We start from the raw sequence: 26453 nt of genomic DNA, 5'->3' as shown, positions 1-26453 counted from the left end.
TGTAGACGCAGCAAGACAGCCTGCCTTTTCAAGGCCGTTTTTAGAAAACCAGCCTTGAAAAGCTTACCCCACCGTGATGGAATAAACTGCCTCAAAGGTTTCGTTGGTACCTAAGGACAGCATGCCCTCTTTCTCGCTTAACTCTACGGGGTCCCCGGCACTGCCCGCTATGCCGTGCCAAGGTTCAATGCACAGGAAGGGAGCCCCCACGCGCTTGGTCCAGATTCCCAGGTAAGGGAAGTTGGCAAACTGCATCTGCACAAAATGCGGGTGTTGGTCGCTCTTGAGGGTAACCCGTTCTGACCGGAAACTCTTGAAAACCAAGGCATCTTTCTCATAGTGCTCGTAGCGCAGCGGCAGCACGGCCATGTTATCTAGCACAGGCTCTGTTTGGCCATTCTGCAACCCGGTTCCTTCCTCCAGAAGATAGCGTGACAGGGTCTCGGGTTGCGAGAACTCCAGGTAGTAGTCTTCAAAGGTTCCGTCCAGGAGCATAGGCACATTGAAGGCTGGGTGCGCGCCAATTGAGAACAACATTTCTCCCTCGCCGGCATGGTGCACTTGCCATTTCACTTCCAGGGTTTGGCCATGCAGGGTATAGACAATGCGCAAGACAAAGTCAAACGGATACACCTTAGGGCTTTCCTCGGAAGCACTCAATTCATATTCCAATTGATTATCGGCTTCCTCTACCAAGGCAAACTCCTGGTCTCTGGCAAACCCGTGCTGCGGTAGTTTATAAGCTTTGCCTTGGTGCAGGTATTGGTCTTGAGGCAGGCGGCCCACAATAGGAAAAAGGACCGGAGCATGCCGGTTCCAGTACGCCGGGTCGGCTTGCCAGATGTACTCCCGCTGGCCGTCTTTCTTCAGGAAACTGCACAGTTCAGCCCCGGCGCTTTTCACACCTACGCGCACGTATTCATTTTCAAGGTAAGTTGTTTTCATGAGAAGAATGGAGTTAGGAATGAAGCACCTGTTCTACTGCCTTGATGGCGTTTTGTAACCGTTCCTCGGCAGAGCCGGAGATCTCCACGTATTTTACCTCCAACTCTTCCAACTCGCGTTTGTACCAGTCATAGAAGAACTGACGCAGGTGCGGGTGCTCGCGCTGCGGATCTGGCTCCCAGGGCAAATCAATGTCCAGTAATAAATATAGGTCAACTTTCTGCTCCTGAAGCGCCTCCAGAATAGAAGTTGGGCACGTGTCATAAGCATGTTCTGACCAGATCTTAAGCACCAGCATCTCGGTGTCCAGGAACAGCAAAGGAGGGTTCGCTTTGGTTTCAGCCTCCCACAGGGCTAGTTGTCCTTTGGCAATGGCTTCCAGATCTGGGGCGTTATAGGGCCTGCCTAATTGATCTAGGTAGGTGCGGGCATACTCGGGCACCCATGGGGCTTGGAAATGATGCGCCAGTTGAGTCGTCAACGTAGACTTGCCCGTACTCTCCGGACCGGTGATTGCTATCTTTATCAAGAGACTGGTATTAGAAGGTGATTTGTTTAGGCCTTATCTGGCAAAAACGGACTCTAAACAGAAACGGCGAAGGGAAGAGAAAGGATATTACCTGCCTACTGCTGAGGAACGGCGTCCTTCTTCCGGAAATCCAGGTTATAGGTTAGCCCTACTTGCAGGGTATGGTTGTTTTCAAACCAGATGCCGTTGCGCTGGGCCACGTGCTGGTGCATATATCCTATTTCCAGGTTCGCATCTTTATGGAAACGATAGCCTACGGCGGCATAGGCACGGTTCTGGTCAAAAATGTTGCTGGTCACATTAGGCCCAAAGTTCACGAATACTTCATCATACAAGCCCAAGTAGAACTCTTTGTCTTCCAGGGTAGGGCCTGCCAAGGGAATAGTAGTCCGGAACTGATAGCGCACCCGGTTCAGGTAAGTATAATCATCGGCGTTAGCAAACTTGATCCAGCGCTGCTCTAACCGGAAACGGTGCTGCAACCCAAAAATGCCCTGCTGGTCTTTCAACTGAAGTTGCTGGTACGTGCGGTGCTCCGGGAAATCATCGGCGGCCGGGTTGTCTCCGTACGGATAGGTGTGCACGTACGCGTATCCTCCCGCAATAGACGCCCGATCTGATAGATTATAGACCAAGGCCACGCGTGGCATGACCTGCTGCGGGTCTGACACCACATGGTACCGGCGCAATTGGAACTCGGTGTGCAGGCCCCATTTATCGGTCAGTTTATGCGTCCCGAAGTACATAAACCAGCCGTTATAGTTGGTGTCATGGCGTCTGTTGTTCTGGGCAAAAGCTTCTGAAAACGCGAAGGAAAGGAGCACTAGGCTTAAAAAGAAAAGCTTCTTCATAGGTAGTTTTTTGGGGATAATTGGCCCTGCTTGTACAGGACGGACCTTGGGTAATGGTGCAAATCAACGATGCAATGGGGTGTTCTTCCAAACGATTGGGTTTCTTTTACGCCTTGTTTCCTCAAAAAGACGTAAAAACAGCTATGGCTTAACGTCAAAAAGAGAGACCTGCAACTTTAAGGCAGGTCTCTCTTTTTAGCATGTTTTAAGCAAATTGCGATCATTCCGCACCACTTGGAATTGTTAGTTCAGGTTGTAACCGTAAGTGGAAACAGGAGTTCTCTTTCGGTTCTTATAATCATCCAGGTTCATGGAGAAGGCAAAACCGGGCACTCCGTAGATATAGGTGGGAGACAGCTGTACGATGGAAGGTTTACGACCCCAGCGGTTCCGGTGTGAAAGGTACGCCAAGTGCGAAGAAAGCATGCCTATACCCGCGCCCACAAACACATCAGACTGCCAGTGTTTGTTGTTCAACATTCTGAAGGCCCCTACGCTGGTGGCAATGGTGTACGCCCCGATTCCGTACCACGGGCTTTTGTGCTTCAATTCTGAATTCAAGATGGACGCTGCCAAAAAGGCCTGGGCCGTGTGACCCGAGGGCATGGATTGGTCATCTTCATCATTGGGCCGCTGCTGGTTGGTGATCTTCTTGAGACTAAATACGGTAAGCCCAAAAATAGCCTCAGCTTTTAGAATCAAGATGGTGGTGTTCAGAAAATCGTGGTTTGACTTTATGTTGAAAAGGTTAGCCGCCGCCAATTCCACATAGGGCGCAATGAGCAAAGGGTTGTCAATGGTGGTGTGAAAATTGGGAAAATGCTTCTGAATGTCGCGTTTAGCGTCATAGCTACTATAGATGCCATTGTCTTTAATGGTGCTCAAACCATATGCGATCAGAATAGTAGGAATAATAGTGGCCTTGAAGGCTTTAGACTTAAAGAAGGGTTGCTTAACAGGAGTGGCAACAGAATCCTGGTATTTCTTCAACGTGTCTTGGGCTACTACGGGCTCTTGGTATTTTTTTAAGGAGTCTGCCTCTTGGGCCATCAGTTCCTGACTAGTCAGGCCGAAACACATGGTGAGGGCTAGCCAAATACGTACTATGTTTTTCATATGCTCTTCAAGGTTGGGGTGAGAACGTAACCTACTGCTTATCGTTAGAAAAAGTTAAAGGGTTACTTTAAACGCAGATTTTTTTTGGACAATTCTCTTTTAGAGCTTTTAGGTTGACCCAACTAATAGCATTTCCCTGCTTCATCTCAGAAGTACATATTCGTGAGAAACAACTACTTCTCCGATACCTGTTTCTACTCAGGCAGCTGTTCCTTGGGCGTTTCAAGAATCATAAAGCGCAATAGACCACAGTCAGCACCAGAATGCTGCCGAATTACGCCAGGTCTCGAATCAGAGTTTGAAAAGCGTGAGTGGTGATAGCTTGAAAGGGTATTGAACCTGCTTTCTAACAGTCAGGCAAGCGGGGGGGTTGTATTCTTTCCGGAACCCCGGATTTAAGCTGACCTAATCCAGGAAGGATTTATTAGCCAAATAGAAAGTGATATCTGATTTAAATTGAAATTTTCTATTGAAACCTTTAACAAAACAGTTAACTTCTACTAAAATAAGTAAGCTGATAGCGAATCTTAACAAAAGCGAAGTTCAAAGACAGGGCTGCATTTAGAATCAGGTTTACTTCAACTTCCTCAAAACAAAAAAAGTGCTTTTATAGAACTAAGATAAAACCCTCCATCCCCTGGAACATCAATGGTGCAACTTTCAGGCATTCCCCCCTTTCCTAAAAGTTGAGATAACTGCTAAATAATCACTACCTCAGACTATTTACCTGTTACGCATATGCCACTTTACATGGATCGCCACGATGTTCCAGAAACGGTTACAGCGGAGACTGTAGCCCACATCCACCAAGAGGACTTAAAATTGCAGGATAAGTATGGTTGCCGAGTTCTTACCTATTGGTATGATGAAAACAGGAAAAACGCTTTCTGTTTGATTGAAGCACCCACTGCCAAGGCCATTCAGGAACTGCACAACGAGGCACATGGCCAAATTCCAAACAGCATCATTGAAGTAAATGCCAGCTTGGTGGAATCATTTTTGGGCAGAATTGATGACCCGGAAAAAACAAAAGACACCGAACTGAACATCATTGATGACTCCGCCTTAAGGGCCATCATGGGGGTAGCCTTACAACCGGTAAAGCCGACAGCAACTAACAGTTCCTCGTCTAAACCCTTTGTAGACAGTTTTACAAAATCTGTTCTTAAACTACTTAAGGTTTACGAGGGCAACCTGGTAAAACAAACGGAGAACTTTCATTTAGTTTCTTTCAAGTCCGTCTCAAATGCTGTGCATGCCGCTTTTGAAATCCAGTCAGAGTTCAACTCTTTAAAGAAGGATTTAAGCAGAAATGGAACCCATATCAGGATTGGCGTAAGCGCTGGCTTACCGGTCACTGAGAATAAATTACTGTTTGAAGACACCGTAAAATTAGCCCAACGCATATGTAAGATCATTGAAGGCGAAGTTATTGTTTCTTCAGAAGTGCGAGAGCTATACAACAGCCAGAATCCTGACACTTTAAATCAAGGAGAAAGCCTCGTTTGCCTCACCCCAGCAGATGAAAAATTCTTAACGGTTTTAGCAGATTACCTAGAATCTAACTGGAGCGACAACAATCTAAAGCTTGATGATTTTAGCAAACCATTGGGCTGCAGCAAATCACAGTTATACCGCAAAATGGTGTATCTCACTGGAAAGTCTCCCCATACGTTTATCATAGAATACCGGCTAGATGAGGCGCTTAATTTATTAAACAAAAACAATAACAACGTAGCCGATATTGCCTACCAAACTGGTTTCAGCAGTCCATCCTATTTCTCCAAGAGCTTCAAGAAAAAATACGGACACTTGCCTTCTGAATGTTTAGGCACCAAAGCCTAATACCAGTATTAGGCCATTCATTTTCCCCTCCTCTGAATCAAAATTACCACTCTTTGAACTAATAGTTATAGCCCGCTGCCCCTTCATATAGTACCTTTAGCACAGCAATGAACCGGTATTCTGCTAAAACAAGGCACCTCGGCTAGCTGATTAACTAAGGTTATTACGGCTAGACTTTCCACTTAACACAAGGCAAGCATTTACCTCATCAAGGAAATTTAAGCCAGGTTAAACTAAGAGGCAGTTACCTTTTTTAGATCCATCAAAATTTAAAATACCCTAACAACTGAAGCTGTTTAGGGCAGGAACTTCCATACCTATCTACTCATAAGAAATGCTCTAAAACTGCATCTCTTACCTGTCTAGTATTCAAGAATTGCGGCAAAACAATCTTCAACAAACCTTGCATTCACCCTCCACCTACTTAGTCTATTTATTCTCATAAGTTAATTAAACCTTTCACTAAATGATTAAACCGCCATGAAATCTATACTCATTCGTAACCTCCAAAGAGCAGTAACCCTTCTGTTTTTATTCCTTTCCATCTTGTTGTTTAGTTGCCAGGAAAGTGACGATGACCCCACCTTACCTACCCAAGAAAGTGCCGACGTAGTGTATGACTGGTACACTTTACTGTTACGCACGCAACTGCACAGCAGTCCGCAGGTTAGTGCATTATTGAACAACAGCAACTTCGGTTACATTGGCGTGGGCCTCTACGAGGCAGTCCGTCCTGGTATGGAAGGAGCAGCCAGCCTTTCTACTGTCCTTTACCAGATGCCCGCTATGCCTACAGCCCCAACAGGCAATGGCTTTTTAGCGCGTGCCAGTGCCAACGCTGCCTTAGCTAGTCTAGTCCGCTTGTTCTCCGTAGGCCTCACCGATGCCAACAAAGCAAGCATTGACTCTTTGGAGAACGCGTATAATCAACGATTACAGACAGAGTACAACAATAACGCTGCCTTTACCCAATCTCAAGCCTTTGGGCGCTCCATTGCCACCGCCATCCATGAGTGGTCTAAGACAGACAACTTTATTTTATCAAATGCCGGCTATGTGCCGCCAATATTTCCAGGAGCCTGGGAGCCTACCCCTGCTGGCTTTGCCAATGCTGCCGGACCTAGACTGAAAGATGCCCGTCCTTTTTTAGCTTCCAATGTATCAGTAGAGACGCCTCCTTTGCCTTTCACTTATTCAGAAGACCCAACGTCTGAATTTTACAGGATGGCCAAAGAAGTGTATGATGTCTCCAAAACACTGACGGCAGAGCAGAAGTTAATTGCTACTTCCTGGGCCGATGTAGGTGGCACGGGCAAAGCATATCCCATCCCCGGACATACCGTTGCCATAGTAACCGATGTACTGAAACACAGGGGAGTCACTCTTGACGAGGCAGCACAGATTTATGCTAAAACAGGCATTGTGCACCGCGATGCAATCATTGTACTATGGAAAATGAAGTTCCATTACAATCTCATGCGTCCGGTTACCTATATCAACCGGTTCATTGATCCAAACTGGCAAACATACATACCCACTCCTCCTTACCCCGAGTATCCTTCTGCCCTGGCCTATATCGTGGGAGGTGTGATGCAGGTTTTAACCAAAGAAATAGGTGACAACATTCCGGTGGCAGATAATACCTATACCTGGAATGGGTCCGCTGCAAAGCAGTATTCTTCCTTCTCCAAAATAGCCTAAGAAGTTGCTATATCACGGGTTTACGCAGGCATCCATTATAAAATCGCGGTAGACGAAGGGCTAAGGCTAGGTAAAATATTAGGCAATAAAGCCGCCGACATCAGGTTGGGCAATTAGCAAAACCCTAGAAAGATTCTCCATTTACCTATTCCTTGTCCTGCAAAGTCAAGCAGGTTCACGGTGCCTTTCTGTGTACCATTCTCTCCTCTTCATGTTAACCTCTTCACTGCATTCCAATGAAAACTTTTATACCTTTTGAATTGAAATTACTGTTGCTGATGGTAACACTACTCTTTTCTGGAAGCGTCTATTCCCAAACCATTATTACAGTAACAGATTGCAACCTGAATGGCTGGGTAGAACTACATTACCCCAACACGGCAACAGCCATTACCACTGGCGCTGCTAATCCACCACTTGGCACGGGAAGTTTAGAATACACCACCCATACCGGTGCTCTCGGGAATTTCAGAAACGAGTCTTTCCATAACACTCTTCTGGCTTCTCTCACTACTTTCAGTTACTCTACCTACATCCAGAACCGCACCAATGACACTGATAATATATTTGTGGTTTTGCAGGTGGACAGAACGGGCGACGGCCTAGCAGATGACCACTTGATTTTCGAACCACGCTGGCAAACCGGCTCATGGGTAGCTGGGATTCTGCCAGACCAGGGCCCCACTGTAGAAAACACTTGGCAAACTTGGGATATGCTGCATGCCATCTGGTGGTTAGGCCCTCCAAGGCTGCTCAATCCAGAAAAAGGTGGTGAGTACCTTACGTTAGCCGCTTACATCAGCCAATACCCTGAGGCCAGAATTGTGAACCAGCCATTAGGGGGTGGTATTGGCGGCATCAGGGTAAATGTGGGTTCCCCCCGTTTCGCTCCTTTCATAGAGTATTGGGGCGGTCCCTTTACTGGTTACCTAGATGCTTTCACCATTGGCATTAACGGCCATACTACCGTCTATGATTTTGAGCCTAGCATTGCCAGTGCCGGAGAGGATAAAACGGTTGTTTACAGCTATGGATCTAATTGCACCACCTTGAAGGCTAGGGCTACGGGCGGGATTGTCCCTTATTTTTATCAATGGTCGGCTGGGGGCAGAACTTGGACCAGCGCCGAGATTTCTGTTTGCCCCACTGCAACAACCACCTATTCCCTCACAGTAACCGATGCCCAAGGTTGTTCGGGCACAGATGAGGTAACCGTATTTGTGAATGATGTTAGATGCGGCAAGAAAGAAGACAAAGTGCTGGTTTGCCATAGAGGGAAGATGATTTGTATTGCCTCAGCGGCCGTTAAAGCGCATCTTCAGCACGGTGACCAGCTAGGCTCCTGTTCTTCCGAAGCCATAGCCCAAGCCAGACACCAAAATACCCAGCTTGAATCTACTGAAGCAAATTTTGGTAAACCCAACCCATTCAGACTATCCAATTACCCTAATCCTTTTAAAGCAAGTACAACCATCCAGTACCAGCTCCCATTTGATGGTACTGTTTCCATAAACGTGTATGATACAGCCGGAAGGTTGGTAAATACCCTTGTGTCAGAAGACAAAAAAGCAGGTGCGTATTCCGTAGGTTTCAGTAGAAATAACTTAAAACCCGGAGTTTACTTCTATAAGCTTACCGCAACAAATGGCTTAAAAAGCGTTACCCAAACCAAAAGAATGATTCAACTGGAATAAAGCAAGACTACCCGACAGACGGGAAAGGTTCTTTCCCGCCTTCGGGCTGTTGCACCATACTTTTCTTCCAATCTAGATACCCCCACCAGGCTAAGCCAAGGTACAGCAGATACAAGACCGCTGTGGGGTAAAGTTCTTTATAGAAATAAATAGGCACGTACACGGCATCCACCACAATCCAGATGAGCCAATTCTCCAGTTTTTTCCGGCTCATGAGCCACTGTGCTCCAAGGCTTACGGCAGTGGTAGCAGCATCCCAATAAGCCAGATCAGCATCGGTATTGTAATGCAGGTAAGTTCCTAAGCCAAGGGTAAAGAGGGGCACAAACAGCAGCAGCCAAATCCAGTGCTTAGACGTCATTTTAGACACGGGCCGCTCCTCCCTTTGGTTTCCTTTGTACAGCCACAGATACCAGCCGTAAAAGTTGAGTCCGGCAAACATCACCTGCAAGCCCATATCGGCGTAAAGGCGGGCGTCATAGAAGATGATGATGTACAGGGTTACGCTGATGAGCGCGATGGGGAACGTCCAGATATTCTGTTTGGCGGCCAGCCACACGCAGAGCACACCCGTAATCACGCCTACTACCTCAGTAACGGTAGCCAAGTCCCAAGTATTGGGGGAGAAGAAATCCATAAAGAAAGAATTGGCTTGCTCCGTTTTAAACCGCTTTGCCAGAAAACAGCCTTAAAATCAGGACAAGCATAAGTAACAGCCACAAAAATAGAAGCTTCCGGGTAGGTTGCTCCTTCCTGCTGCTTTATACGGCAAAATTATTTGGGTTATCTTTGCGCCATGCTACCAGAGATTTCGCCCCAACAACTGAAAGAGCGCTTAAACCAACAGGAGCCCCTCCAACTCATTGATGTACGCGAGCCGCAGGAATGGGCTATCTGTAACTTGGGCGGCCAGCTGATTCCGCTGGCAGAACTTCCCAAACAAGTGGCCAACTTGGACAAAGACAAGACCACGGTGCTCATTTGCCACCACGGTTTCCGAAGCGCCCAGGCCCTGATGTTTCTGCAGCAGCGGTACGGCTTCACCAACCTGCTGAACCTGAAAGGCGGCGTGCATGCCTGGGCACAGGAGGTAGACCCTGAGTTTCCGGTATACTAAACCATACTGCTTTTAGCCGTTTCTAAGGCAAACAAGCCCTAAACAGACACTTCGATTTCAGAAAGTTTTTGTCCTGACACTAGGATATTCAACTTTTCCCTTAACTTTACGTGGCAAATACCATATACGCTATTTGCTATGCAGTCTCACGCACCCAATCTGTTGTTCGAAGCCCTCACCTACGACGACGTTCTCTTATTACCTGCCTACTCAGAGGTACTTCCCAAAGATACAAATACATCAGCCCAGCTTACCCGCAACATCCGGGTGAACATTCCTTTGGTTTCTGCCGCCATGGACACCGTGACCGAAGCAGACATGGCCATTGCCATGGCCCAGGAAGGCGGCATCGGGATCATCCACAAAAACATGAGCATCAAGCAGCAAGCCGAGCAGGTGCGCAAGGTGAAACGCTCTGAAAGCGGCATGATCCTGGACCCCGTAACCCTGGACGAGCACGCCACCCTGGGCGAGGCCATTCAACTCATGAAAGAGCACCGCATTGGCGGTATTCCCATTGTTTCCGCAGACAAGAAACTGGTGGGCATCATCACCAACCGTGATCTCCGGTTTGAGAAAAACTTCTCGGTGAAAGTGTCTGAAATTATGACCAAAGACCGTCTGGTAACCGCCCCTAAAGGCATTGAACTAGATAAAGCCGAAGACATCCTGCAGGAGTATAAAATCGAGAAGCTGCCGGTCATTGACGAGAACGGCGTATTAGTTGGTTTAATTACCTACAAAGACATTCTCAAAAGAAAGCACCGCCCGTACGCCTGCAAAGACGAGTTTGGTCGTCTGCGCGTGGGAGCAGCCGTTGGCGTAACCCCCGATGTGCTGGACCGCGTAGGCGCCCTGGTGGAAGCCGGTGTGGACGTGATCAGCGTGGATACCGCGCACGGTCACTCTAAAGGCGTGATGGATGCCGTTCGCAGAATCAAAGACGCTTTCCCTAACGTGGACCTGATTGCTGGTAACGTGGCCACCGCCGAAGGTGCCCGTGCTTTGGCAGACTCCGGTGCCGATGCCGTGAAAGTAGGCGTTGGTCCGGGTTCTATCTGTACTACCCGTATCATTGCGGGTATTGGTGTTCCGCAGCTTTCTGCGGTGATAGAAGCCGTAAGAGGCTTGGAAGGCACCGGTGTACCGGTAATTGCCGATGGTGGTATCAAATTCTCTGGTGACGTGGTGAAAGCCATTGGCGGTGGCGCCAGCACCATTATGATCGGCTCCCTGCTGGCTGGTACCGAAGAAGCTCCCGGCGACATGCAGATCTATGAAGGCCGTAAGTTCAAGACCTACCGCGGCATGGGCTCTATTGAGGCCATGGGCGAAGGTTCCAAAGACCGTTACTTCCAGGATGCCGAGGATGACGTGAAGAAACTGGTACCCGAAGGAATTGTAGGCCGTGTGCCATACAAAGGCTTAGCCGGGGAAGTGCTTTACCAATTGGTCGGCGGCCTGAAAGCTGGGATGGGCTACTGCGGCGCTCCTGATATTGAGGCCCTGAAGAAAGCCAAAATGGTGAAAATCACCGGAGCCGGTCTGCGCGAAAGCCATCCGCACGACGTACAGATCACCCGTGAGGCGCCTAACTACAGCCGTTAATTCCTAGAGAAAAGCTTCAAACCGAAAGCTAATAACCTATAGTTTGCTCTGTCCGTCTTTAATCGGGCAGAGCAAACTTGTTTTATAGCGGTTGCCTTCGCTAGCTCTTACCGCTATCCTATTACATGCGGAAATAGGCAAGACTAGTCTGTTCTTGCTTTTTTACCTTTTAAGCCTGTTTTTCTAAAACCAACCCTAAACTAAGCTTTTGTCTTCCAAGAATTTACCTTGTCCTACTCAGAAAAGTCAAAAGGTAAGTACCTGCTTGGTGAATCATTGTCAAAAATTTAGCGTTTCCTATATAGTCTTCCCTTAATCGGGATGATTGCTTATTGCTTTTAAGGCAACTTTCTGGCTTTTAGGCTCATTCACCCGAGGTTAAAACCTGCCGCTGGGGCCGCTTGAGGAACATAACTTTTTTTTAGTTACTTTTAAGAAATTCTCGTATTCACCCACATCTAAAACATAACCTGCAGGCAACCTCTCCAATGCCCCAAGATAAAACCATCAGACAGGTGAGCTTTTTAACCGGAAGCGTGAGCTGGGTATTGCTATTGGTGAACGTGTTGTTTTTGGCCCGCCAAGGGCATATGGGTGAAGCCAACGCCGCCACCTCCTACTTCAGCAATCTGCTGTCGGTGGTGTTTATCTTGTCCGTGTTCCTGCATCAGCGGCACTATGTACAGGTACAACGCAGCGCTGAGTTCACCTCGCCGCTTTGGGGCCTCTTTGTGAAAGGAGGGCTTGGCGCGTATCTCTGCTTACTTCTAAACATTGGGTACCCGGGCCTTAACCAGCACTGGGTCAACAGTCCTTACCTGCTGGACATTTTCTACCAGATCTTTTTTGGTTTACTCGTGTACTTTCTGGGCAAGGCTTTCTATACCTGGCGGCAATTGATCCTGTACCATAGAACCAAGGACATCCAGAGCCAATGGAAATGGTTTGAGATTTTGGTGTACCTGTCCTTGTTAGTGCCTTTGTTCAATGTGGAGTACATGAAACATGTATTCCTTATCCTGGATCTGGGCCTTCTTCTGGCCTATAGCTTGTACATGAGCGTACACCAGCGGTGGGTCGCTTTCCTTAGCCTGGACAAGAAATGGGGCTGCATCTTCCTTTTAACTGCCATCCTGGCCTCGGGCGTTTTGTTTGCCAATTTCCTGTTCCTCTACGCCGATTCGGCTGAGTTGGTAGTAGATTACACAGACAATCCCTTCATTCTCATTGCGCTTGCCTTTGTCTTTTTATATGCCTTGGCTTCCTTGCTGGTGTCTTTGTTCAGTTTGCCCACGTCTAGGGTATTTGAGCAAAGAAACGCAGACCTTCTTAGTTTCCAGCGCCTGAGCCATACCATCCAGCAAGGGCAAAACGAAGATGAGGTGTACAACATGCTGTTTGAAAGCGCCATCAAAGCCACCGGTGCCGATGCTGCCTGGCTGGAGATTACCGACACTCCTCACCTGGACCTTTCCCAAACCACTGGCAACCCCGTAGAGCAAGAGGTGCAAGTCGCCGTGAAAGCTTTAGTAAAGAAGGTGCATGAGCAGGAGAAGTCTACGCAGGAGAGCGTGTACATGAACGGTGATCTAAACCTTTCCCCGGAGTTCAAGGCCCTGAACAGCCCCTACAACTCGTTGCTGGTGGTGCCGCTGGTTTCCATCAAGCGCCGGTATGGCTACCTTTACCTGCTGCAGGAACTGGAGCAGGGCTTTGACCCAGACACCATCAGCGTGGTGCAGTCTTTCGCCAACCAGACCGTGCTCACCATTGAGAACCTGCGCCTCATGCAGGAGTCTTTGCAGAACGAGCGCTACAAAGAGGAACTCAAAATCGCGACCCTGGTACAGGACCGTCTGAATCCCAAAACATTCCCTACTGATACCTGGTTTGACATCAGCACCTACGCCCAGGCGGCCAAGGAAGTGGGAGGAGACTTCTACGATTACCTGCAGCTAAGCAAGTCTCGCATTGCCATCATCATCGGGGACGTGTCTGGGAAAGGCATCTCGGCGGCTTTTTACATGGCGCAGATGAAAGGGATTTTCCATGGCCTCATGCAGCAAGACTTGCTCCCAGATGAGTTCATGATCCAGGCCAACAGTGCCCTTAGCCGGTGCCTGGAGCGCACGTCCTTTATCACGTCCTCCCTGTACATCATAGACTACGAGATGCAGGGGGTTTCCTTTGCCCGGGCGGGTCATTGCCACACGCTTTACTACAACTCTATGATAGAAGATACGTTCTATTTTCAGACAGAAGGGTTGGGCTTGGGCATCATCAGAGATCCCTCGTACGCCAAACGCATCCACCGGCTGCACTATGACTACAACCCCAATGATGTGATGGTCATTTACACCGATGGCATAGTGGAAGCCCGGAATGCCCGGCAAGATGAGTACGGCGAGGAGAGACTGAAATACATGCTTTCCCAAACGTACCATTTAGAGGCGGAGGACATTAAAAGTGCTATCATCAACGATGTCAACGACTTCAGCAATGACACCCTGCACGATGACCAAACCCTGCTCGTGATCAAGTTTAAACAGCGTCAACCTAACAAATAGATGATTCGTAAAGAAGCACGATGAAGATAAAACATACTATCACCGACAATACTATCACCATCAGTTTAGATGGTGAATTAGACGCCAGCTCCTCTGTGCTGCTAGATGAAGAACTTTCTAACCCTAGCATTATGATGTTTGGCAAGATCCTGGTTGACTGTAAAAACCTCAACTACATTTCCTCGGCCGGTTTAGGCGTGTTCATCTCGCATTTGCAGCGTTTTGAAGATGCCCAGATCAAGCTGATTTTCTTCAACATGCAAGAGAAAGTGCGCAATGTGTTTGAGATTCTAGGTCTGGATCTGCTCATGACTATCGTCTCTTCCTATGAAGAAGCCGTGACCATAGCCAATGACTAACAAGATCCGGGTCAGTTGCGACAGGAAGAACCTTAAGATTATCCGCGCCTTTGTGACGGATACCCTTCTTCCTGTCCATTTGTCTGAGATCATGTTAAACCAGATCATCTTGGCCGTAGACGAGATCTGCGCCAACTTGATCATCCACTCCAACCACGAAGACAGCCAGAAACACCTTTGCCTTACCATCAGGTACGACAAGAAAGAAATCGTATTTGAACTGGAAGACAACGGAACCCCTTTTGTGCAGGCCAACTACAAAGAGCCTAACATCCATGACAACATCAAGTCAGGCAAGAAAGGGGGTGTTGGGGTGGCCTTGGTAAACCGCATCATGGACAAAGTAGAATATAGCGTAAAAGGGTCTACCAATATCTGCCGCATGCACAAGCTCATTGCTTGAGCCCTGCCTTTGTATTTTTTGTTTACAATACAATAAAATCCGTTTATGGCCAGTTTTGAGCAAAAGACGCCATAAACGGAGCAGGCCCTTCCCCCTCCTGCTTCTTTGGCACTATGTTTTAAAATAGTAGCCTATTCTCTCCAAAAAATTAAGTAAAATTGCATAATGTTAGGTAGCCTATAAACCAGACCTCCTGCATTTTGCTAACATCTATGCGAGTTACTTCTTTGTATGTGGGCCTAGGTGCCCTGCTCCTTTTTCAGTGCTCTTCTCCTAAAAAGGCCGTTGAACCTGTACTGCTTTCTATTGGGCCTGAGACGGTCCCTGTTTCTGAGTTTGCTTACGTGTATGAGAAAAACAACAGCAACGCAGACAGCGCTTTCTCCAGTGCCAGCGTCAACGAGTACCTTAACCTGTACACCAACTTCAAATTGAAAGTGGCCGAGGCCAAGAGCCGTGGTTTGGATACAACGCAGGCATTCAAAACCGAGCTTGGCGGATACAAAGAACAACTGGCCCAACCTTTCCTGACGGAGAAAAGCGTAACCGACCAATTGGTGCGCGAAGCCTATGAACGCCTGAAGAAAGAAGTAAACGCCACGCACATCCTGATCAACGTGGACATGGAGGCTGACCCCAAAGACACGTTGGCCGCCTATCAGAAAATCATGGACCTTCGGCAGCAGGCGGTAAACGGCACTCCGTTTGAGTCCTTGGCCCAGCGCTTCTCAGAAGACCCATCAGCCAGGGAGAACGGCGGGAATCTAGGGTATTTCACCGCCCTGCAAATGGTGTACCCGTTTGAAAATGCCGCCTTCAACACGCCGGCCGGCCAAATCTCGCAACCGGTAAGAACCCGCTTTGGCTACCACATCATCAAAGTAAACGAGGTACGTCCGGCGCAGGGTGAGATCAAGGTAGCGCACATTATGGTGCGTGCGCAACAAGGCTTGCCCAAGGCTGACTCTTTGGCGGCCAAAAAGAAGATAGACGAAATCTACAGCCGGGTACAGCGCAAAGAAGACTGGAACAAACTGGCTTCTCAGTTCTCAGAAGATGCTGCCTCCGCCGACAATGGCGGGGAACTGCCCTGGTTTGGAACAGGCCGCATGATCCCGTCTTTTGAGGAAGCCGCTTTTGCCCTGGCCCAACCAGGAGCAATCTCTGCCCCTATCCAGACAGCCTATGGCTGGCATATCATCAAATTACTGGAACGCAAGGAACTACCGTCTTACGAAGAGATGGAAACCTCGCTCCGGAACCGTATTGCCAAAGACTCCCGTTCTGAGCTGAACAAGGCGGCGTTCCTGCGTCGCATTAAAACCGAGAACAAGTTCCAGGAAAACCAAGCCATCAAGGAAGCCACCCTGCGCCTAGCAGATTCGTCTCTTTTGGCCGGCAAATGGAAATTCAACGTTCCGGCAGAGCCTAAAAACCTGCCAACGGCCACTTTGTTCACCATCAACGGCAAAGCATACACACCCGGTAACTTCGCCACCTATATTGAGGCAAACCAGAAGGCCCGTCAGAACGCATCTCCAGCTCACGCCATGAACCTGTTGTATGACAAGTTTGTAGAAACCAGCCTGCTAGATTACGAGCGCGAGCACCTGGAAGAAAAACACAAGGATTATAAGATGCTGGTGAATGAGTACCATGACGGCATCCTGTTGTTCCAGCTCATGGAAGAAAAGGTTTGGGCTAAAGCCGTGGAAGACACCGTTGGTTTAAAAGCTTTCTTTGAAGCCAACAGAGACAAATACATGTGGGGAGAGCGAGCCCAGGCCACTATTCTGAGCGCTGCCAACCCAACGGTACTGGCACAGGCGAGATCTCTTATGGCCAATGGCAAATTTGTTTCTACCAGAAACAAACCAATTGATCTGCTTTTCACATCTGGCAATGCCACCCTTTCTAAAGCCGCAACCACTCAATTAGACCAATTGGCGGCAGCTGTGGAGGCCGATTCTACCTTATCTATTCAACTTACTGGCTACACCGACGCTCGGGAAAGCGCGAATCGGAAGAACAGTACTTTGGCAACCCGCCGCACTACTGCCGTAAAGAACTACCTGCTCTTAAAAGGTGTTGAAGGAGAGAACATTCAGGTAAAAGCTGCTGACCCAGGTGCCATTGGTACCCGCCGGGTAGCGCTGCAGGTGTTCACCTCTGATTTGCAAGCTTTGGCAGAGAACCTGAACCAGAGCAACCCATTGGCCTTGCAAGTAACTTCCCGCAAATTCCAGCGAGGTGAAAGCAAACTTTTAGATGGCGTGACCTGGAAGCCGGGTACTTATACTGTAACGCAGGATGGCCGTTCCATCTGGATCAAGATTGACCAGGTAGACCCGCCGGCGCCTAAAAAGCTAAGCGAAACCCGTGGGGTAGTGATTTCAGACTACCAGAACTACTTGGAGCAGGAATGGATAAAAGAACTGCGCCAGAAGTACAAGGTGGTGGTGAACCAGCCAGAAGTGCAGAAGCTTATCAAGAAGTAAGCGGCAGAAGTTTCTTTTAATGAAGCAGTTTACCTAGCTTTGTTTGTTTACCACTATACTATTTTGCAAGAGAAGCGGTTCTATACAAAGCAACCGCTATACAGAATACCATGAAAATCAGAATTTCTTTTTCTTCTTTCTTTAAAAGCCTTCTCCTACTATGTGTTTTGGGCTCTTTGACGCAACGCGCAGAAGCTCAGCAAGCCACATTGGTAGACAACATTGTGGCAAAAGTGGGAGGACATATCGTACTACGTTCAGAACTGGAGTTCCAGCATGCCAATGCGGTAAGCCAGGGCTACAAATCCCCTAACCTGCGTTGCGAGATCCTTAGGTCGCTTGTACAGAACAAACTGCTGTTGGCCCGCGCCGAGGTGGACTCTGTCATTGTAGAGGAAAACACTATTACTGCCGAGTTGGAGGGCCGTTTAAACCAGTTTATCGCCCAGATCGGGAGCCAGGAAAAATTGGAGGCTTACTACAACAAGCCTATGAGTGAAATCAGAAGTGATCTTCGCCGTAGCCTTAAAGAGCAATTAACGGTTCAGAAAATGGAACGTGAGATTGCCGGTAAAATGAAGGTGACGCCTAAAGAAGTACAGCAATACTTTAACCGCATTCCTAAAGACAGCTTGCCTTACTTCTCCACCGAGGTTGAAGTAGGCCAGATTGTGAAGATTGCCCAGATAGGCACCGCGCAGAAACAAGCCGCGCGTGAGCAATTAGAAAGCATCAGAAAACGTATCTTGGCCGGCGAAGATTTTGCTACCCTGGCACGTCAATATTCACAAGACCCAGGTTCTGGGGCAGCGGGTGGAGAGTTGGGCTTCTTCAAGAAACGCGAGCTGGTACCAGAATACGAAGCGGCCGCGTTAAAACTGCAGCCTGGTGAGACCTCTCCGGTGATTGAGTCTATGTTCGGTTTCCACATCATTCAGTTGCTGGAGCGTCGCGGCGAAGAGTTCAACACCCGTCACATTCTAATCAAACCCGCTACGGCTCAGGTAGACTTGCAGTTGACCACGCGTTTACTGGACAGCATCCGGACGATGGTTCAAACAGACAGCATGTCTTTCGCGAAAGCTGCGAAGGAGTTCTCCGATGACATGGGTACCAAAGGTAACGGGGGGATGATCACGTTACCGGGCAGCCCAACTACTTATATTCCGGTAGACAAACTGGATCCTTCTATCTTCTTCGTGATTGACACCATGCAGGTGGGTTCCATCAGTGGTCCGCTTCCGTACCGTACCGAAGATGGCAAAGAGGCCATGCGTATCCTTTACCTTAAGTCAAAGGCCGCTCCGCACCAAGCCAACCTGAAAGACGATTACCAAAAAATTGCCGCAGCGGCCCTAGCCGACAAACGCAACAAAGCCATTAACGAGTGGTTTGACAAAAACAAAGAAACGGTGTTTGTGGACATCACCCCCGATTTCAGAACCTGTAGTTTAGACGACTAATTCCCCTTCTATGCCTCCCTTTGCCTCTGACAAAGAAGCTGCAGATGCGCTTCACCATGCCTACAAGCGTTTAACAACCGAGATCTCCCAAACCATTATTGGCCAGGAGGAAGTAGTAAAACTGGTGCTGACTGCTGTTTTTTGTCAGGGGCATTGTCTTTTAGTGGGGGTCCCCGGTTTGGCCAAAACGCTCCTGATCCAGACCATCTCCAACTCACTGGACCTCTCGTTTAACCGGGTACAGTTCACACCGGATTTGATGCCCTCAGACATTCTGGGGTCAGAAACGCTGGACCAGAACCGCAATTTTCAGTTTGTGAAAGGCCCGGTGTTCGCCAACATTGTGTTAGCGGACGAGATCAACCGGACACCTCCTAAAACCCAGGCGGCGTTATTGGAGGCCATGCAGGAATACTCAGTGACGGTGGCTGGCCATCATTACAAATTGCCCCGCCCCTTCTTTGTACTGGCCACGCAAAACCCTATTGAGCAGGAAGGAACCTATCCTCTGCCCGAGGCCCAGTTAGACCGCTTCATGTTCCATGTGGCACTGGAGTACCCCAGCTACGAGGCAGAACTGCAGATTGTAAAGAACACCACCGGTGACCGCAAGCACACGCCCAACGTAGTCTTGCACGGCGATGAAATCACCGCCTTCCAGCAACTGGTGCGCCGGGTTCCGGTCACTGATAATGTGGTGGAGTACGCCGTAAAACTGGTGCACAAAACCCGCCCTAATACCAACCTGGCCGGGCAACAAACTAACCAGTATCTGGAGTGGGGCGCTGGCCCAAGAGCCTCCCAGCACCTCATCATGGGAGCCAAGTGCAACGCCCTGATCAGAGGGAAGTACTCCCCAGACATTGAGGACGTGCAGGCTGTGGCGGTTCCTATTCTCCGGCATCGGTTGGTACGTAACTTCAAGGCCGAGGCTGAGGGAATCACCGTAGAGCAAATTATCAAAGGTCTTCTCTAACCCTACTTTGGGCCTAATTTCAGGAAACTAGGCCCAAAGTAGGGTTCTCTTTTTAAACTCAGCTCAAAACAGGACTGCCCTCACGATGAGCCCTCTCAGATAAGTTTCCGGTAGGTGAAGTCCAATCCTTTGTTTTTGGCTTACTTTTCAGAATACAGCCAGTAAATACATGTAGCTTGATGTATCAGGCAACAGTGGGTAGTGAAAAAGAGTAATGCATTCTGTACTTTTGCCCCCGATTTCTATAAACCTAAACCGCATGGAAGCAGCAGCTCTTTACGAACGCTTTGAGAACAACCTGGAAACCATTTTCTCTTACATCAAGAGAGGACTGGATGTACGTACCACGCCTTATAACATCTCCATGCCGTTGGAGTTGAATATGCTGTGCGATGTACTCACCAATGCCGGCTTTCCTTGCCAGGTGACCAAAGATGGTTTTGATGCACTTGTAGAATTCCACGAGGTATACATGCGCGAAGGCAAACGCATAACCGATATCATGCACAGGATTCTGGAAGACAAGCGGGCGTACCTACGTACCCCTGAAGGAACCGTGCTGCTGAAAGAACAACTAATCAGGAGGCTGGAGTATTTCAACGAGATTGCCCACTCCATGGAGGTGATTGCCCGCCTACAGCAACTGGGCAGCCCTTTGCAATACAACTATCCTTTCTTAAACAAATAGATCAAAAGCGCTTCCTGTACCTTTTTAAGGGAACAGAGATAAAGCAAGAGTGCCGGCTCTGCCAAGAAGTTCTTGGAAAGCCGGCACTCTTGCTTTATGGTTTGTTATAACCCAGCACGTGCACAGACATTTTCTGACTGAGTTGTCTGGGTTGTTTAAAGGTTATCCAGGCTTCTTGTATGCTTTCTTTGGGGGCTACCTCAAAATTCAACTCGGCTTTGTCTACCACCGTGCCTTGGTCCAGCAAGGAGATTTCCACTAATACGTTTTCGGCGGTCTGTTCTCCCAGGTTCACTAACTCCACCCGGTAGACATTCTTCTCTGGCTGGGCTTTCTCCGGGAACAGCTTTACCTGAAGATCCGGCGGGGTATGTTTGTAGTGAAAGGCTTTCACCCCCAGGTACCCTAAGAGTGCAATCAGGAGCAGGACACTCAAGCCAAACACAAACCACTCCAGCGGATTTTTATTCATAGTCTCTTCTCCTATTTGTATTCCTGGTCAAACAAAAACCGTCCGGCAGAGGCTCCTAAAGCAGAGACCAGGCCTAACACCACGGTAGCTTCAATACAGGCCTGTAAGCCCACCCCATCAAACCTCCCGAAAAACCACAACGCCCCGGCGGAGGTGCAAAAGGAGGTGGCATACGTAATACTCAAACCCCATATTACCTCCAGAAAAGTGGGTTTCTCGTTGGCCGGGGTTTCATAAGAGCCCCTGAACCCCACATAGAAAAGAATAGCCCCGCTCACGCCCAGAGAAACCAAGAAAACCAGCAACAACTGTAACGGGTTAGCATCAGAAGCAATCTTCATTACTTCCTCGGTAGGTGCCACGTTAGCCCCAAACAGCAAGCTAGCACAAGTAGCCAGCATGATCTGCTCTAACGTAGAGGCCGGTCCGGCGTCTTGCTTAGCCAGAATACTTTCCTGCGGCTTCTTCTCTTCTGACTCGTCTTCCTCTTCTTCGCCGGAGGTACCTAATTGGGCCGTCCCGATGGAAACCCCAATGGCAATAGGCATGGCCTCAATCACGGTCATATACACAATGCGCTCCAAAGACATGTCATGAATTTGCACTACCCCTAATAGCCAGAGAAAAAGGAAAGCCAGCACCAGCCCAAGGCCCATCTCTTCTATGGAGTCAATGGCAATCTCTTTCCAGGAGGCACTTGACCGTAACCCCGCGTAAGTGTTGTAGCCTAGCAGCGAAACCGAGGTCACCAGAATGTACAGCAGCAGCAACCAGGGAGACACCGTAAAACTTGTCCACCAGATTTCCATGGTATAGAGCATGGGTAGGCTGAACAGCAAGCCCCCGATGACGCCCCGTCCGTATTCCTGCAGTGATTGGATCGCACTCTTTGCCGGCATAGCTTAGAAAACGTTAACGGAATAGGTTTTTCCGCCCTGAGGAAGATGATCTGCTTTCCTCTGGCTGGGGCGGGTTCTGTTTACGGCTTCAAAGTGAGGGATGTTCATTCTCCCTTTTGGCCTTGGTGAATGGCAATATCTCGCAAACCTCTTTTAGGAACCAGCTGTCCCCTGTTTACTTCTCTAAAGTTAGTTAGGCAATAATTCTTGATTTTTAGCATCTGCCGGAAGCGTGTGCCGTACATCCAGTAAGATTATGCTTCCGCTTATGCAGCCAACTGTTACCTCTCCTGCCGCCCGTTTAGAGATTTCCACCGAAAGGTTGTGGATGCTGCCCTATACTCAGGAGATGGCGCCTCAATTCTGGGAATTGCTGCATCAGAACAGGGCGCGGCTGCTCCCCGATTTTCCAGACCGGGCATCCTCTGTTCTCACCCTACCCGATGCCCAGAACCGGATACGGGTTTTCGCCTCGCAGCACAAGGTCGGCGACATGTATAGTTTTGGCATCTGGCGGAAAGAGCACCATGACTATGTGGGAGACATCACCCTGCGGCGATTGGCGCGCGGAAAGCCGTATTCAGAAGTGGGCTACTATCTGGGCCACAAAGCCGAAGGACATGGTTACGCGACCGAGGCCCTAAAAGCCATTGCCCGGTATGCTTTTCAAGACCTCGGGATGGAATGCATCAATCTCCGGTGCGCCCAAACCAACCTCCGCAGCCAGAAGGTAGCCGTGCGCAGTGGCTTCACCTACCTGAAGACCTACACACCCGTGGCCCAGGATTCAAAAGATACCCCGCAGCCCATACAGGTATACCAGTTAAAGAAAACGGATGCCAAACTCGCGCTGTCAAGGTAGCTTTTTAAGCTTCTTTCCTGAAAACCAGCCCTAAATTAGGCTTAACGCTTTTTAAGCTTGGCCAGAAAGAAATCAGAGTTGAAGTTGAGGTACAGGCTATTGGAGAACTCCAGCTTAGGGTTATCAAAATCAAGGTACGGCTCCAGTCGCAAGGTCAGGGAAAGCCCTTCCATCAGGGTAATGTCATGCATGAACCGCACAATCATCAACTGCCGGGTTTTATCGGTGTAATCGGGGGTTTTGAAGTTGGACGAAACCGATGGGAACAGCTTACCGCCCATTTCTGCGTAATATCCGCTTCCCCGCCAGTAGCTTAGCATCACATTCTGGTATTTGGTATCTACCCCTGCGTTGAGGTACAGCCCGCCCCCTTGCTGAAACGGCAGATTCCGCTCATTGGAGAAGTCTTTCCAACCCACTACGTACGGTTGAAAATACAGGGCCTTCAATACTTTCCTGTTGTAATTCTTCCTGATCACCAGTCCGGCCGCTACGTTGGCCAGGGTCACCAAGGGAAGATCGGTGTCATCAATCTGGCCGCCCCGGTGCTGGGCCGTGAACTGCAAGGGCAACCCTATGTAGGTTTCCGTTTCGGGGTTGCTTTCCGAGGAACCAAGGGAAACTGGCGTTTTATAGAGCGTGAACTCGGCAGAGGCCCCGCCGGCCACTTCCTCCTGGAAGGGATCCCTCCGGCGGAGATACCGTTGCCAGTCAATCCAGGCATCCAGCTTCATGCCGGGCTTGTCCAATAGGAATTGAAGGCCGTTCTCCAGACGGTTGGTGATGACGCGCTCAAAATCGTACAGCGGTTCAATGTAGCCGTGGTTCAGGTTACCTTGCAGCGTTCCGAAGATCAGGGCCATGCCGTTTTCCTCGTACCGGATAGTGAACGTAGGCTGGACCAAAGAATAGCTGCGAGTGCCAAAGTCTTTCTGCACCTGCACCCCGGCATCTATGCGTACATGAGGCGAGGCGAAGTAGACTAGGCGCGGGTTTAAGTGATAGCCAAAAAGGGTGTAGCCCTCGGCGATGTCATTGAAGTACTCATTGTTTTTCTGGTAACCGAAGGCGTTGATTCCTAGTTGCAACTCTCCAGCCTGGTCAGGTTTCACCGGCTGCCTGAACTCCAAGGCTTTGTTGTTTAACTGAGCAAAGCTGGCCTGAGAGGCAAAAACCATCCCTACTACTACAAGAAACCACTTTTTAGACATAGAAAAATGTTAACCCCATTTGGCTACGGGAAGCTGCTAAAAAAGGAGAAGAGGTGACGTTTCTGTCCTTTACGGCCTACACCCTAACCCGAAAGGTAGATAAAAACCAAAAGAAAAGAAACGGGAAGAACCCCTTGCCGGAATTTGACCAGGAAACTTCCGGCAAGGGGTTCTTGGCTTGTTTTCACAAAACCATGCCTAAAACCAAAGCTGTACCCGTTTGCTTATTTCTGGGCACTTACGGTAAAATACCCGCCTTGTTCTGTAACTAAACTGCTCCTGCTTTTGTTGAGAAGAAGCAAAGAGAAAGCATGATGTTGCCGCCTCTGGACGTAACCCAATGATTAGTTGAGGGTTTGCTCTTTGCTATTAAAAATAGCAAAGAGGCAGAAAAAATAACTAAAAAAAGTAGTAAATCTTGGGACAAATCCGGTACTTTGGGTGTTTCTTTTATACACCTCCGGAATAAGTCTGGAAAGCAAAGAAACGCCGCGGCTAGCGTTTGCAGATTGGCTCAGGAAGTTGTAAATTCATCAAAAATAAAGCATAGAAAAACACAGACATGAGTGTAAACAGCGAAAAATTGAAAGCGCTCCAACTCACTATCGACAAGCTGGACAAAACCTACGGAAAAGGTACGGTTATGAAGCTGAACGATACCCAGGTGGAGGACATTCCAGCCATTTCTACCGGCTCCCTTGGCCTTGACATCGCCTTGGGTATTGGAGGTCTTCCGCGCGGACGTGTGGTGGAGATCTACGGACCAGAATCTTCCGGTAAAACCACGCTCACCATGCACTGCATTGCAGAAGCGCAGAAAAAAGGTGGCCTTGCCGCGTTCATTGACGCCGAGCACGCTTTCGACAAAGCATACGCTGAGAAACTAGGCATTGACACCGAGAACCTTCTGATCTCTCAGCCAGACAACGGTGAGCAGGCTCTGGAGATCGCCGATCATTTGATCCGTTCCGGTGCTATCGATATTATTGTAATTGACTCAGTAGCTGCCCTAGTACCGAAAGGTGAATTGGAAGGCGACATGGGTGAGAGCAAAATGGGTCTTCAGGCTCGTTTGATGTCTCAGGCCTTAAGAAAGCTTACTGGTACCATCAACAAAACCGGCTGCTGCTGTATCTTCATCAACCAGTTGCGTGAGAAGATTGGTGTGATGTTCGGTAACCCAGAAACCACCACTGGTGGTAACGCCTTGAAGTTCTACGCTTCGGTACGTTTGGATATCCGTCGTATTGGCCAGATCAAAGAAGGTCCGGACAGCATCACCGGTAACCGCACCAAAGTGAAAGTGGTGAAAAACAAGGTGGCGCCTCCGTTCAAAGTAGTGGAGTTTGACATCATGTACGGCGAGGGTATCTCCAAAGTAGGTGAGATCCTTGACTTGGGTGTTGAGCTGAGTGTTGTTCAGAAATCAGGCTCCTGGTTCTCTTACAACGGTGACCGCTTAGGCCAGGGCCGCGATGCCGTGAAGCAGTTCTTGCTAGACAACGAAGAGCTGATGCAGGATATTGAGAACAAGATTCGTGCAATAGTGAAAGGCGAGCCAGAGAAAGTGGCTGCCGCACTGGAAGACAACGAGTAATCTCTTACTTTTTACACAAAACGGCACCTTTTTAGGTGCCGTTTCTGTTTAAGTTGAGTTCCGTCTGAAAACCTATAACTTTGTGTACAAGCCACGTTTGGCTGGAATTGGTACGACATTTGAATAGCTCAGGCATATAGGAAATATTGGCTTATGCGTGTAAAACATCAACTACTACTTATAGTACCTTTATTAGGATTGGTTTTGAGCGGCTTTGCAGTTGAGGACACCATGCGCACCGTAAAAAATGATTCCTTTGCCCCTGGCGAGGTACTTCAATATAAAGTACACTACGGCCTTATCAATGCCGGCGAGGCCACCATCAACGTGGCTTCCAACCTCCAGCGCATCAACAACCGGCCCTGTTACCAGACAACGGTAAGTGGCAAGACCATAGGCTCTTTTGACTTCTTCCACCGGGTACGGGACACCTGGACATCCTTCATTGACACCTCCTCCATGTTGCCCTTACGCTTCCACCGCAACATTGAAGAAGGCAAGTACCGCCGCAAAGAGACCACTGACTTTGATCACTTCAAGAACACAGTAGTAGTAAACGATAGCCGTGACGAGAAAAAGAACCAGGTCTTCAAAGTGCCAGATAATGCTCAGGACATGGTAAGTGGCTTCTACTATCTGCGCACCTTAGACCTGAACAGTTTTAAGCCGGGGCAAACCGTAAGAATGCAAGGCTTTTTAGGCGACGAGGTGTTTGACATGACCGTCACGTACCGCGGCAAAACCACGGTTGACACCAAAGCCGGTAAAATACGCGCGCACCGCTTGGTGCCCAGAATGCCCAAGAACCGCTTGTTCAGCGGAGAAGATGCTATCTCTGTCTACTTCTCTGACGACGCAAATAAAATACCGGTGATGTTCCAGGCCGAAATGTTTGTAGGCTCCGTGAAAGTAGACCTTTACAAATACAGCGGCCTCCAAAGCAGGTTAAATGTGGTGAAGTAAAGTCCTCCCATTATATAAGTTGAAACAGAAACGCCGCCAGAGAGCTATCTCTGGCGGCGTTTCTGTTTCAACAGCATTTTACTTAAACT

Annotated in this window: 23 protein-coding genes; 15 read left to right on the top strand and 8 right to left on the bottom strand. The window is 48.8% G+C overall.

Annotation, left to right across the window (positions count from 1 at the left end):
- Window positions 1-63: 63 nt before the first annotated feature.
- The 4 genes from ACW9SV_RS15595 to ACW9SV_RS15580 form a co-directional block, all read right to left on the bottom strand.
- A complete protein-coding gene (locus ACW9SV_RS15595) occupies window positions 64-945 on the bottom strand; it encodes an aldose 1-epimerase family protein (RefSeq protein ID WP_479557684.1) in 882 nt (293 codons plus the stop codon).
- 13 nt (window positions 946-958) lie between these two features.
- A complete protein-coding gene (locus ACW9SV_RS15590; protein ID WP_479557683.1) occupies window positions 959-1474 on the bottom strand; it encodes an AAA family ATPase in 516 nt (171 codons plus the stop codon).
- A 95-nt stretch (window positions 1475-1569) separates the two neighbouring features.
- Entirely contained in the window at window positions 1570-2325 is a 756-nt protein-coding gene (locus ACW9SV_RS15585) for a DUF2490 domain-containing protein (protein ID WP_479557682.1), read from the bottom strand.
- A gap of 243 nt (window positions 2326-2568) precedes the next feature.
- Complete coding sequence (locus ACW9SV_RS15580) at window positions 2569-3441, bottom strand: phosphatase PAP2 family protein (RefSeq protein WP_479557681.1); 873 nt, start codon at window positions 3439-3441, stop codon at window positions 2569-2571.
- Window positions 3442-4191: 750 nt separating this feature from the next.
- Between ACW9SV_RS15580 and ACW9SV_RS15575 the strand changes: the two genes are divergently transcribed.
- The 3 genes from ACW9SV_RS15575 to ACW9SV_RS15565 all read left to right on the top strand — a co-directional run bounded on the left by ACW9SV_RS15575 (window position 4192) and on the right by ACW9SV_RS15565 (window position 8681).
- Entirely contained in the window at window positions 4192-5286 is a 1095-nt protein-coding gene (locus ACW9SV_RS15575; RefSeq protein WP_479557680.1) for a nickel-binding protein, read from the top strand.
- 480 nt (window positions 5287-5766) lie between these two features.
- Entirely contained in the window at window positions 5767-6987 is a 1221-nt protein-coding gene (locus tag ACW9SV_RS15570; RefSeq protein WP_479557679.1) for a phosphatase PAP2 family protein, read from the top strand.
- Window positions 6988-7223: 236 nt separating this feature from the next.
- Window positions 7224-8681 (top strand): T9SS type A sorting domain-containing protein, encoded by a 1458-nt coding sequence (locus ACW9SV_RS15565; RefSeq protein ID WP_479557678.1) that lies wholly within the window; start codon window positions 7224-7226, stop codon window positions 8679-8681.
- A 7-nt stretch (window positions 8682-8688) separates the two neighbouring features.
- Here the strand turns inward: ACW9SV_RS15565 and pnuC are convergent, their stop codons facing one another.
- Window positions 8689-9318: a nicotinamide riboside transporter PnuC gene (gene pnuC, locus ACW9SV_RS15560; RefSeq protein WP_479557677.1), complete on the bottom strand. Its 630-nt coding sequence runs from the start codon at window positions 9316-9318 to the stop codon at window positions 8689-8691.
- 159 nt (window positions 9319-9477) lie between these two features.
- Between pnuC and ACW9SV_RS15555 the strand changes: the two genes are divergently transcribed.
- The 9 genes from ACW9SV_RS15555 (at window position 9478) to ACW9SV_RS15515 (ending at window position 20360) form a co-directional block, all read left to right on the top strand.
- Entirely contained in the window at window positions 9478-9798 is a 321-nt protein-coding gene (locus tag ACW9SV_RS15555) for a rhodanese-like domain-containing protein (protein WP_479557676.1), read from the top strand.
- Window positions 9799-9936: 138 nt separating this feature from the next.
- Window positions 9937-11406 carry an IMP dehydrogenase gene (guaB, locus tag ACW9SV_RS15550; protein ID WP_479557675.1) on the top strand — a complete coding sequence of 490 codons (1470 nt, stop codon included), beginning with the start codon at window positions 9937-9939 and terminating at the stop codon, window positions 11404-11406.
- A gap of 488 nt (window positions 11407-11894) precedes the next feature.
- Entirely contained in the window at window positions 11895-13973 is a 2079-nt protein-coding gene (locus tag ACW9SV_RS15545; RefSeq protein ID WP_479557674.1) for a GAF domain-containing SpoIIE family protein phosphatase, read from the top strand.
- Window positions 13974-13993: 20 nt separating this feature from the next.
- Window positions 13994-14332 (top strand): STAS domain-containing protein, encoded by a 339-nt coding sequence (locus ACW9SV_RS15540; RefSeq protein WP_062544051.1) that lies wholly within the window; start codon window positions 13994-13996, stop codon window positions 14330-14332.
- Complete coding sequence (locus ACW9SV_RS15535; protein WP_479557673.1) at window positions 14325-14735, top strand: ATP-binding protein; 411 nt, start codon at window positions 14325-14327, stop codon at window positions 14733-14735. The genes ACW9SV_RS15540 and ACW9SV_RS15535 overlap by 8 nt, the downstream gene beginning before the upstream one ends.
- A gap of 212 nt (window positions 14736-14947) precedes the next feature.
- On the top strand, window positions 14948-17233 hold the full coding sequence (locus ACW9SV_RS15530; protein WP_479557672.1) for a peptidylprolyl isomerase: 2286 nt from the start codon (window positions 14948-14950) through the stop codon (window positions 17231-17233).
- Window positions 17234-17409: 176 nt separating this feature from the next.
- The gene (locus ACW9SV_RS15525; RefSeq protein ID WP_479557671.1) at window positions 17410-18696 is read left to right on the top strand and encodes a peptidylprolyl isomerase; all 1287 of its coding nucleotides are present in this window, start codon (window positions 17410-17412) and stop codon (window positions 18694-18696) included.
- A 10-nt stretch (window positions 18697-18706) separates the two neighbouring features.
- Window positions 18707-19672, top strand: coding sequence for an AAA family ATPase (locus tag ACW9SV_RS15520; protein ID WP_479557670.1), 966 nt, complete (start codon window positions 18707-18709; stop codon window positions 19670-19672).
- Between the two features lie 259 nt (window positions 19673-19931).
- The gene (locus tag ACW9SV_RS15515) at window positions 19932-20360 is read left to right on the top strand and encodes a hypothetical protein (RefSeq protein WP_479557669.1); all 429 of its coding nucleotides are present in this window, start codon (window positions 19932-19934) and stop codon (window positions 20358-20360) included.
- Between the two features lie 94 nt (window positions 20361-20454).
- Here ACW9SV_RS15515 and ACW9SV_RS15510 read toward each other — a convergent pair whose 3' ends face one another.
- Window positions 20455-20832 (bottom strand): hypothetical protein, encoded by a 378-nt coding sequence (locus ACW9SV_RS15510; RefSeq protein WP_479557668.1) that lies wholly within the window; start codon window positions 20830-20832, stop codon window positions 20455-20457.
- An 11-nt stretch (window positions 20833-20843) separates the two neighbouring features.
- Window positions 20844-21731 carry a TIGR02587 family membrane protein gene (locus ACW9SV_RS15505; protein WP_479557667.1) on the bottom strand — a complete coding sequence of 296 codons (888 nt, stop codon included), beginning with the start codon at window positions 21729-21731 and terminating at the stop codon, window positions 20844-20846.
- A gap of 268 nt (window positions 21732-21999) precedes the next feature.
- Here ACW9SV_RS15505 and ACW9SV_RS15500 point away from each other — a divergent pair, with 268 nt between their 5' ends.
- Window positions 22000-22593, top strand: coding sequence for a GNAT family N-acetyltransferase (locus tag ACW9SV_RS15500; RefSeq protein ID WP_479557666.1), 594 nt, complete (start codon window positions 22000-22002; stop codon window positions 22591-22593).
- Window positions 22594-22634: 41 nt separating this feature from the next.
- Here ACW9SV_RS15500 and ACW9SV_RS15495 read toward each other — a convergent pair whose 3' ends face one another.
- Window positions 22635-23804, bottom strand: coding sequence for a hypothetical protein (locus ACW9SV_RS15495; RefSeq protein WP_479557665.1), 1170 nt, complete (start codon window positions 23802-23804; stop codon window positions 22635-22637).
- Between the two features lie 562 nt (window positions 23805-24366).
- On the opposite strand from ACW9SV_RS15495, the gene recA reads away from it, so the two are divergent.
- Together recA and ACW9SV_RS15485 are read left to right on the top strand one after the other, a co-directional pair.
- Entirely contained in the window at window positions 24367-25401 is a 1035-nt protein-coding gene (gene recA, locus ACW9SV_RS15490; protein WP_479557664.1) for a recombinase RecA, read from the top strand.
- A 231-nt stretch (window positions 25402-25632) separates the two neighbouring features.
- Window positions 25633-26364 (top strand): DUF3108 domain-containing protein, encoded by a 732-nt coding sequence (locus tag ACW9SV_RS15485; RefSeq protein WP_479557663.1) that lies wholly within the window; start codon window positions 25633-25635, stop codon window positions 26362-26364.
- Window positions 26365-26453 lie beyond the last annotated feature (89 nt).

The sequence above is a fragment of the Rufibacter sp. JT20002 genome (genome assembly GCF_056491185.1).
This window is presented reverse-complemented; position numbering and strand designations above follow the sequence as displayed.

Bases quoted from the DNA above. Each gene is read 5' to 3' on its own strand.
- ACW9SV_RS15595 (WP_479557684.1), bottom strand. From the start codon at position 945: ATGAAAACAACTTACCTTGAAAATGAATACGTGCGCGTAGGTGTGAAA.
- ACW9SV_RS15585 (WP_479557682.1), bottom strand. From the start codon at position 2,325: ATGAAGAAGCTTTTCTTTTTAAGCCTAGTGCTCCTTTCCTTCGCGTTT.
- ACW9SV_RS15580 (WP_479557681.1), bottom strand. From the start codon at position 3,441: ATGAAAAACATAGTACGTATTTGGCTAGCCCTCACCATGTGTTTCGGC.
- ACW9SV_RS15575 (WP_479557680.1), top strand. From the start codon at position 4,192: ATGGATCGCCACGATGTTCCAGAAACGGTTACAGCGGAGACTGTAGCC.
- ACW9SV_RS15570 (WP_479557679.1), top strand. From the start codon at position 5,767: ATGAAATCTATACTCATTCGTAACCTCCAAAGAGCAGTAACCCTTCTG.
- ACW9SV_RS15565 (WP_479557678.1), top strand. From the start codon at position 7,224: ATGAAAACTTTTATACCTTTTGAATTGAAATTACTGTTGCTGATGGTA.
- pnuC (WP_479557677.1), bottom strand. From the start codon at position 9,318: ATGGATTTCTTCTCCCCCAATACTTGGGACTTGGCTACCGTTACTGAG.
- ACW9SV_RS15555 (WP_479557676.1), top strand. From the start codon at position 9,478: ATGCTACCAGAGATTTCGCCCCAACAACTGAAAGAGCGCTTAAACCAA.
- guaB (WP_479557675.1), top strand. From the start codon at position 9,937: ATGCAGTCTCACGCACCCAATCTGTTGTTCGAAGCCCTCACCTACGAC.
- ACW9SV_RS15545 (WP_479557674.1), top strand. From the start codon at position 11,895: ATGCCCCAAGATAAAACCATCAGACAGGTGAGCTTTTTAACCGGAAGC.
- ACW9SV_RS15540 (WP_062544051.1), top strand. From the start codon at position 13,994: ATGAAGATAAAACATACTATCACCGACAATACTATCACCATCAGTTTA.
- ACW9SV_RS15535 (WP_479557673.1), top strand. From the start codon at position 14,325: ATGACTAACAAGATCCGGGTCAGTTGCGACAGGAAGAACCTTAAGATT.
- ACW9SV_RS15530 (WP_479557672.1), top strand. From the start codon at position 14,948: ATGCGAGTTACTTCTTTGTATGTGGGCCTAGGTGCCCTGCTCCTTTTT.
- ACW9SV_RS15520 (WP_479557670.1), top strand. From the start codon at position 18,707: ATGCCTCCCTTTGCCTCTGACAAAGAAGCTGCAGATGCGCTTCACCAT.
- ACW9SV_RS15515 (WP_479557669.1), top strand. From the start codon at position 19,932: ATGGAAGCAGCAGCTCTTTACGAACGCTTTGAGAACAACCTGGAAACC.
- ACW9SV_RS15510 (WP_479557668.1), bottom strand. From the start codon at position 20,832: ATGAATAAAAATCCGCTGGAGTGGTTTGTGTTTGGCTTGAGTGTCCTG.
- ACW9SV_RS15505 (WP_479557667.1), bottom strand. From the start codon at position 21,731: ATGCCGGCAAAGAGTGCGATCCAATCACTGCAGGAATACGGACGGGGC.
- ACW9SV_RS15500 (WP_479557666.1), top strand. From the start codon at position 22,000: ATGCAGCCAACTGTTACCTCTCCTGCCGCCCGTTTAGAGATTTCCACC.
- ACW9SV_RS15495 (WP_479557665.1), bottom strand. From the start codon at position 23,804: ATGTCTAAAAAGTGGTTTCTTGTAGTAGTAGGGATGGTTTTTGCCTCT.
- recA (WP_479557664.1), top strand. From the start codon at position 24,367: ATGAGTGTAAACAGCGAAAAATTGAAAGCGCTCCAACTCACTATCGAC.
- ACW9SV_RS15485 (WP_479557663.1), top strand. From the start codon at position 25,633: ATGCGCACCGTAAAAAATGATTCCTTTGCCCCTGGCGAGGTACTTCAA.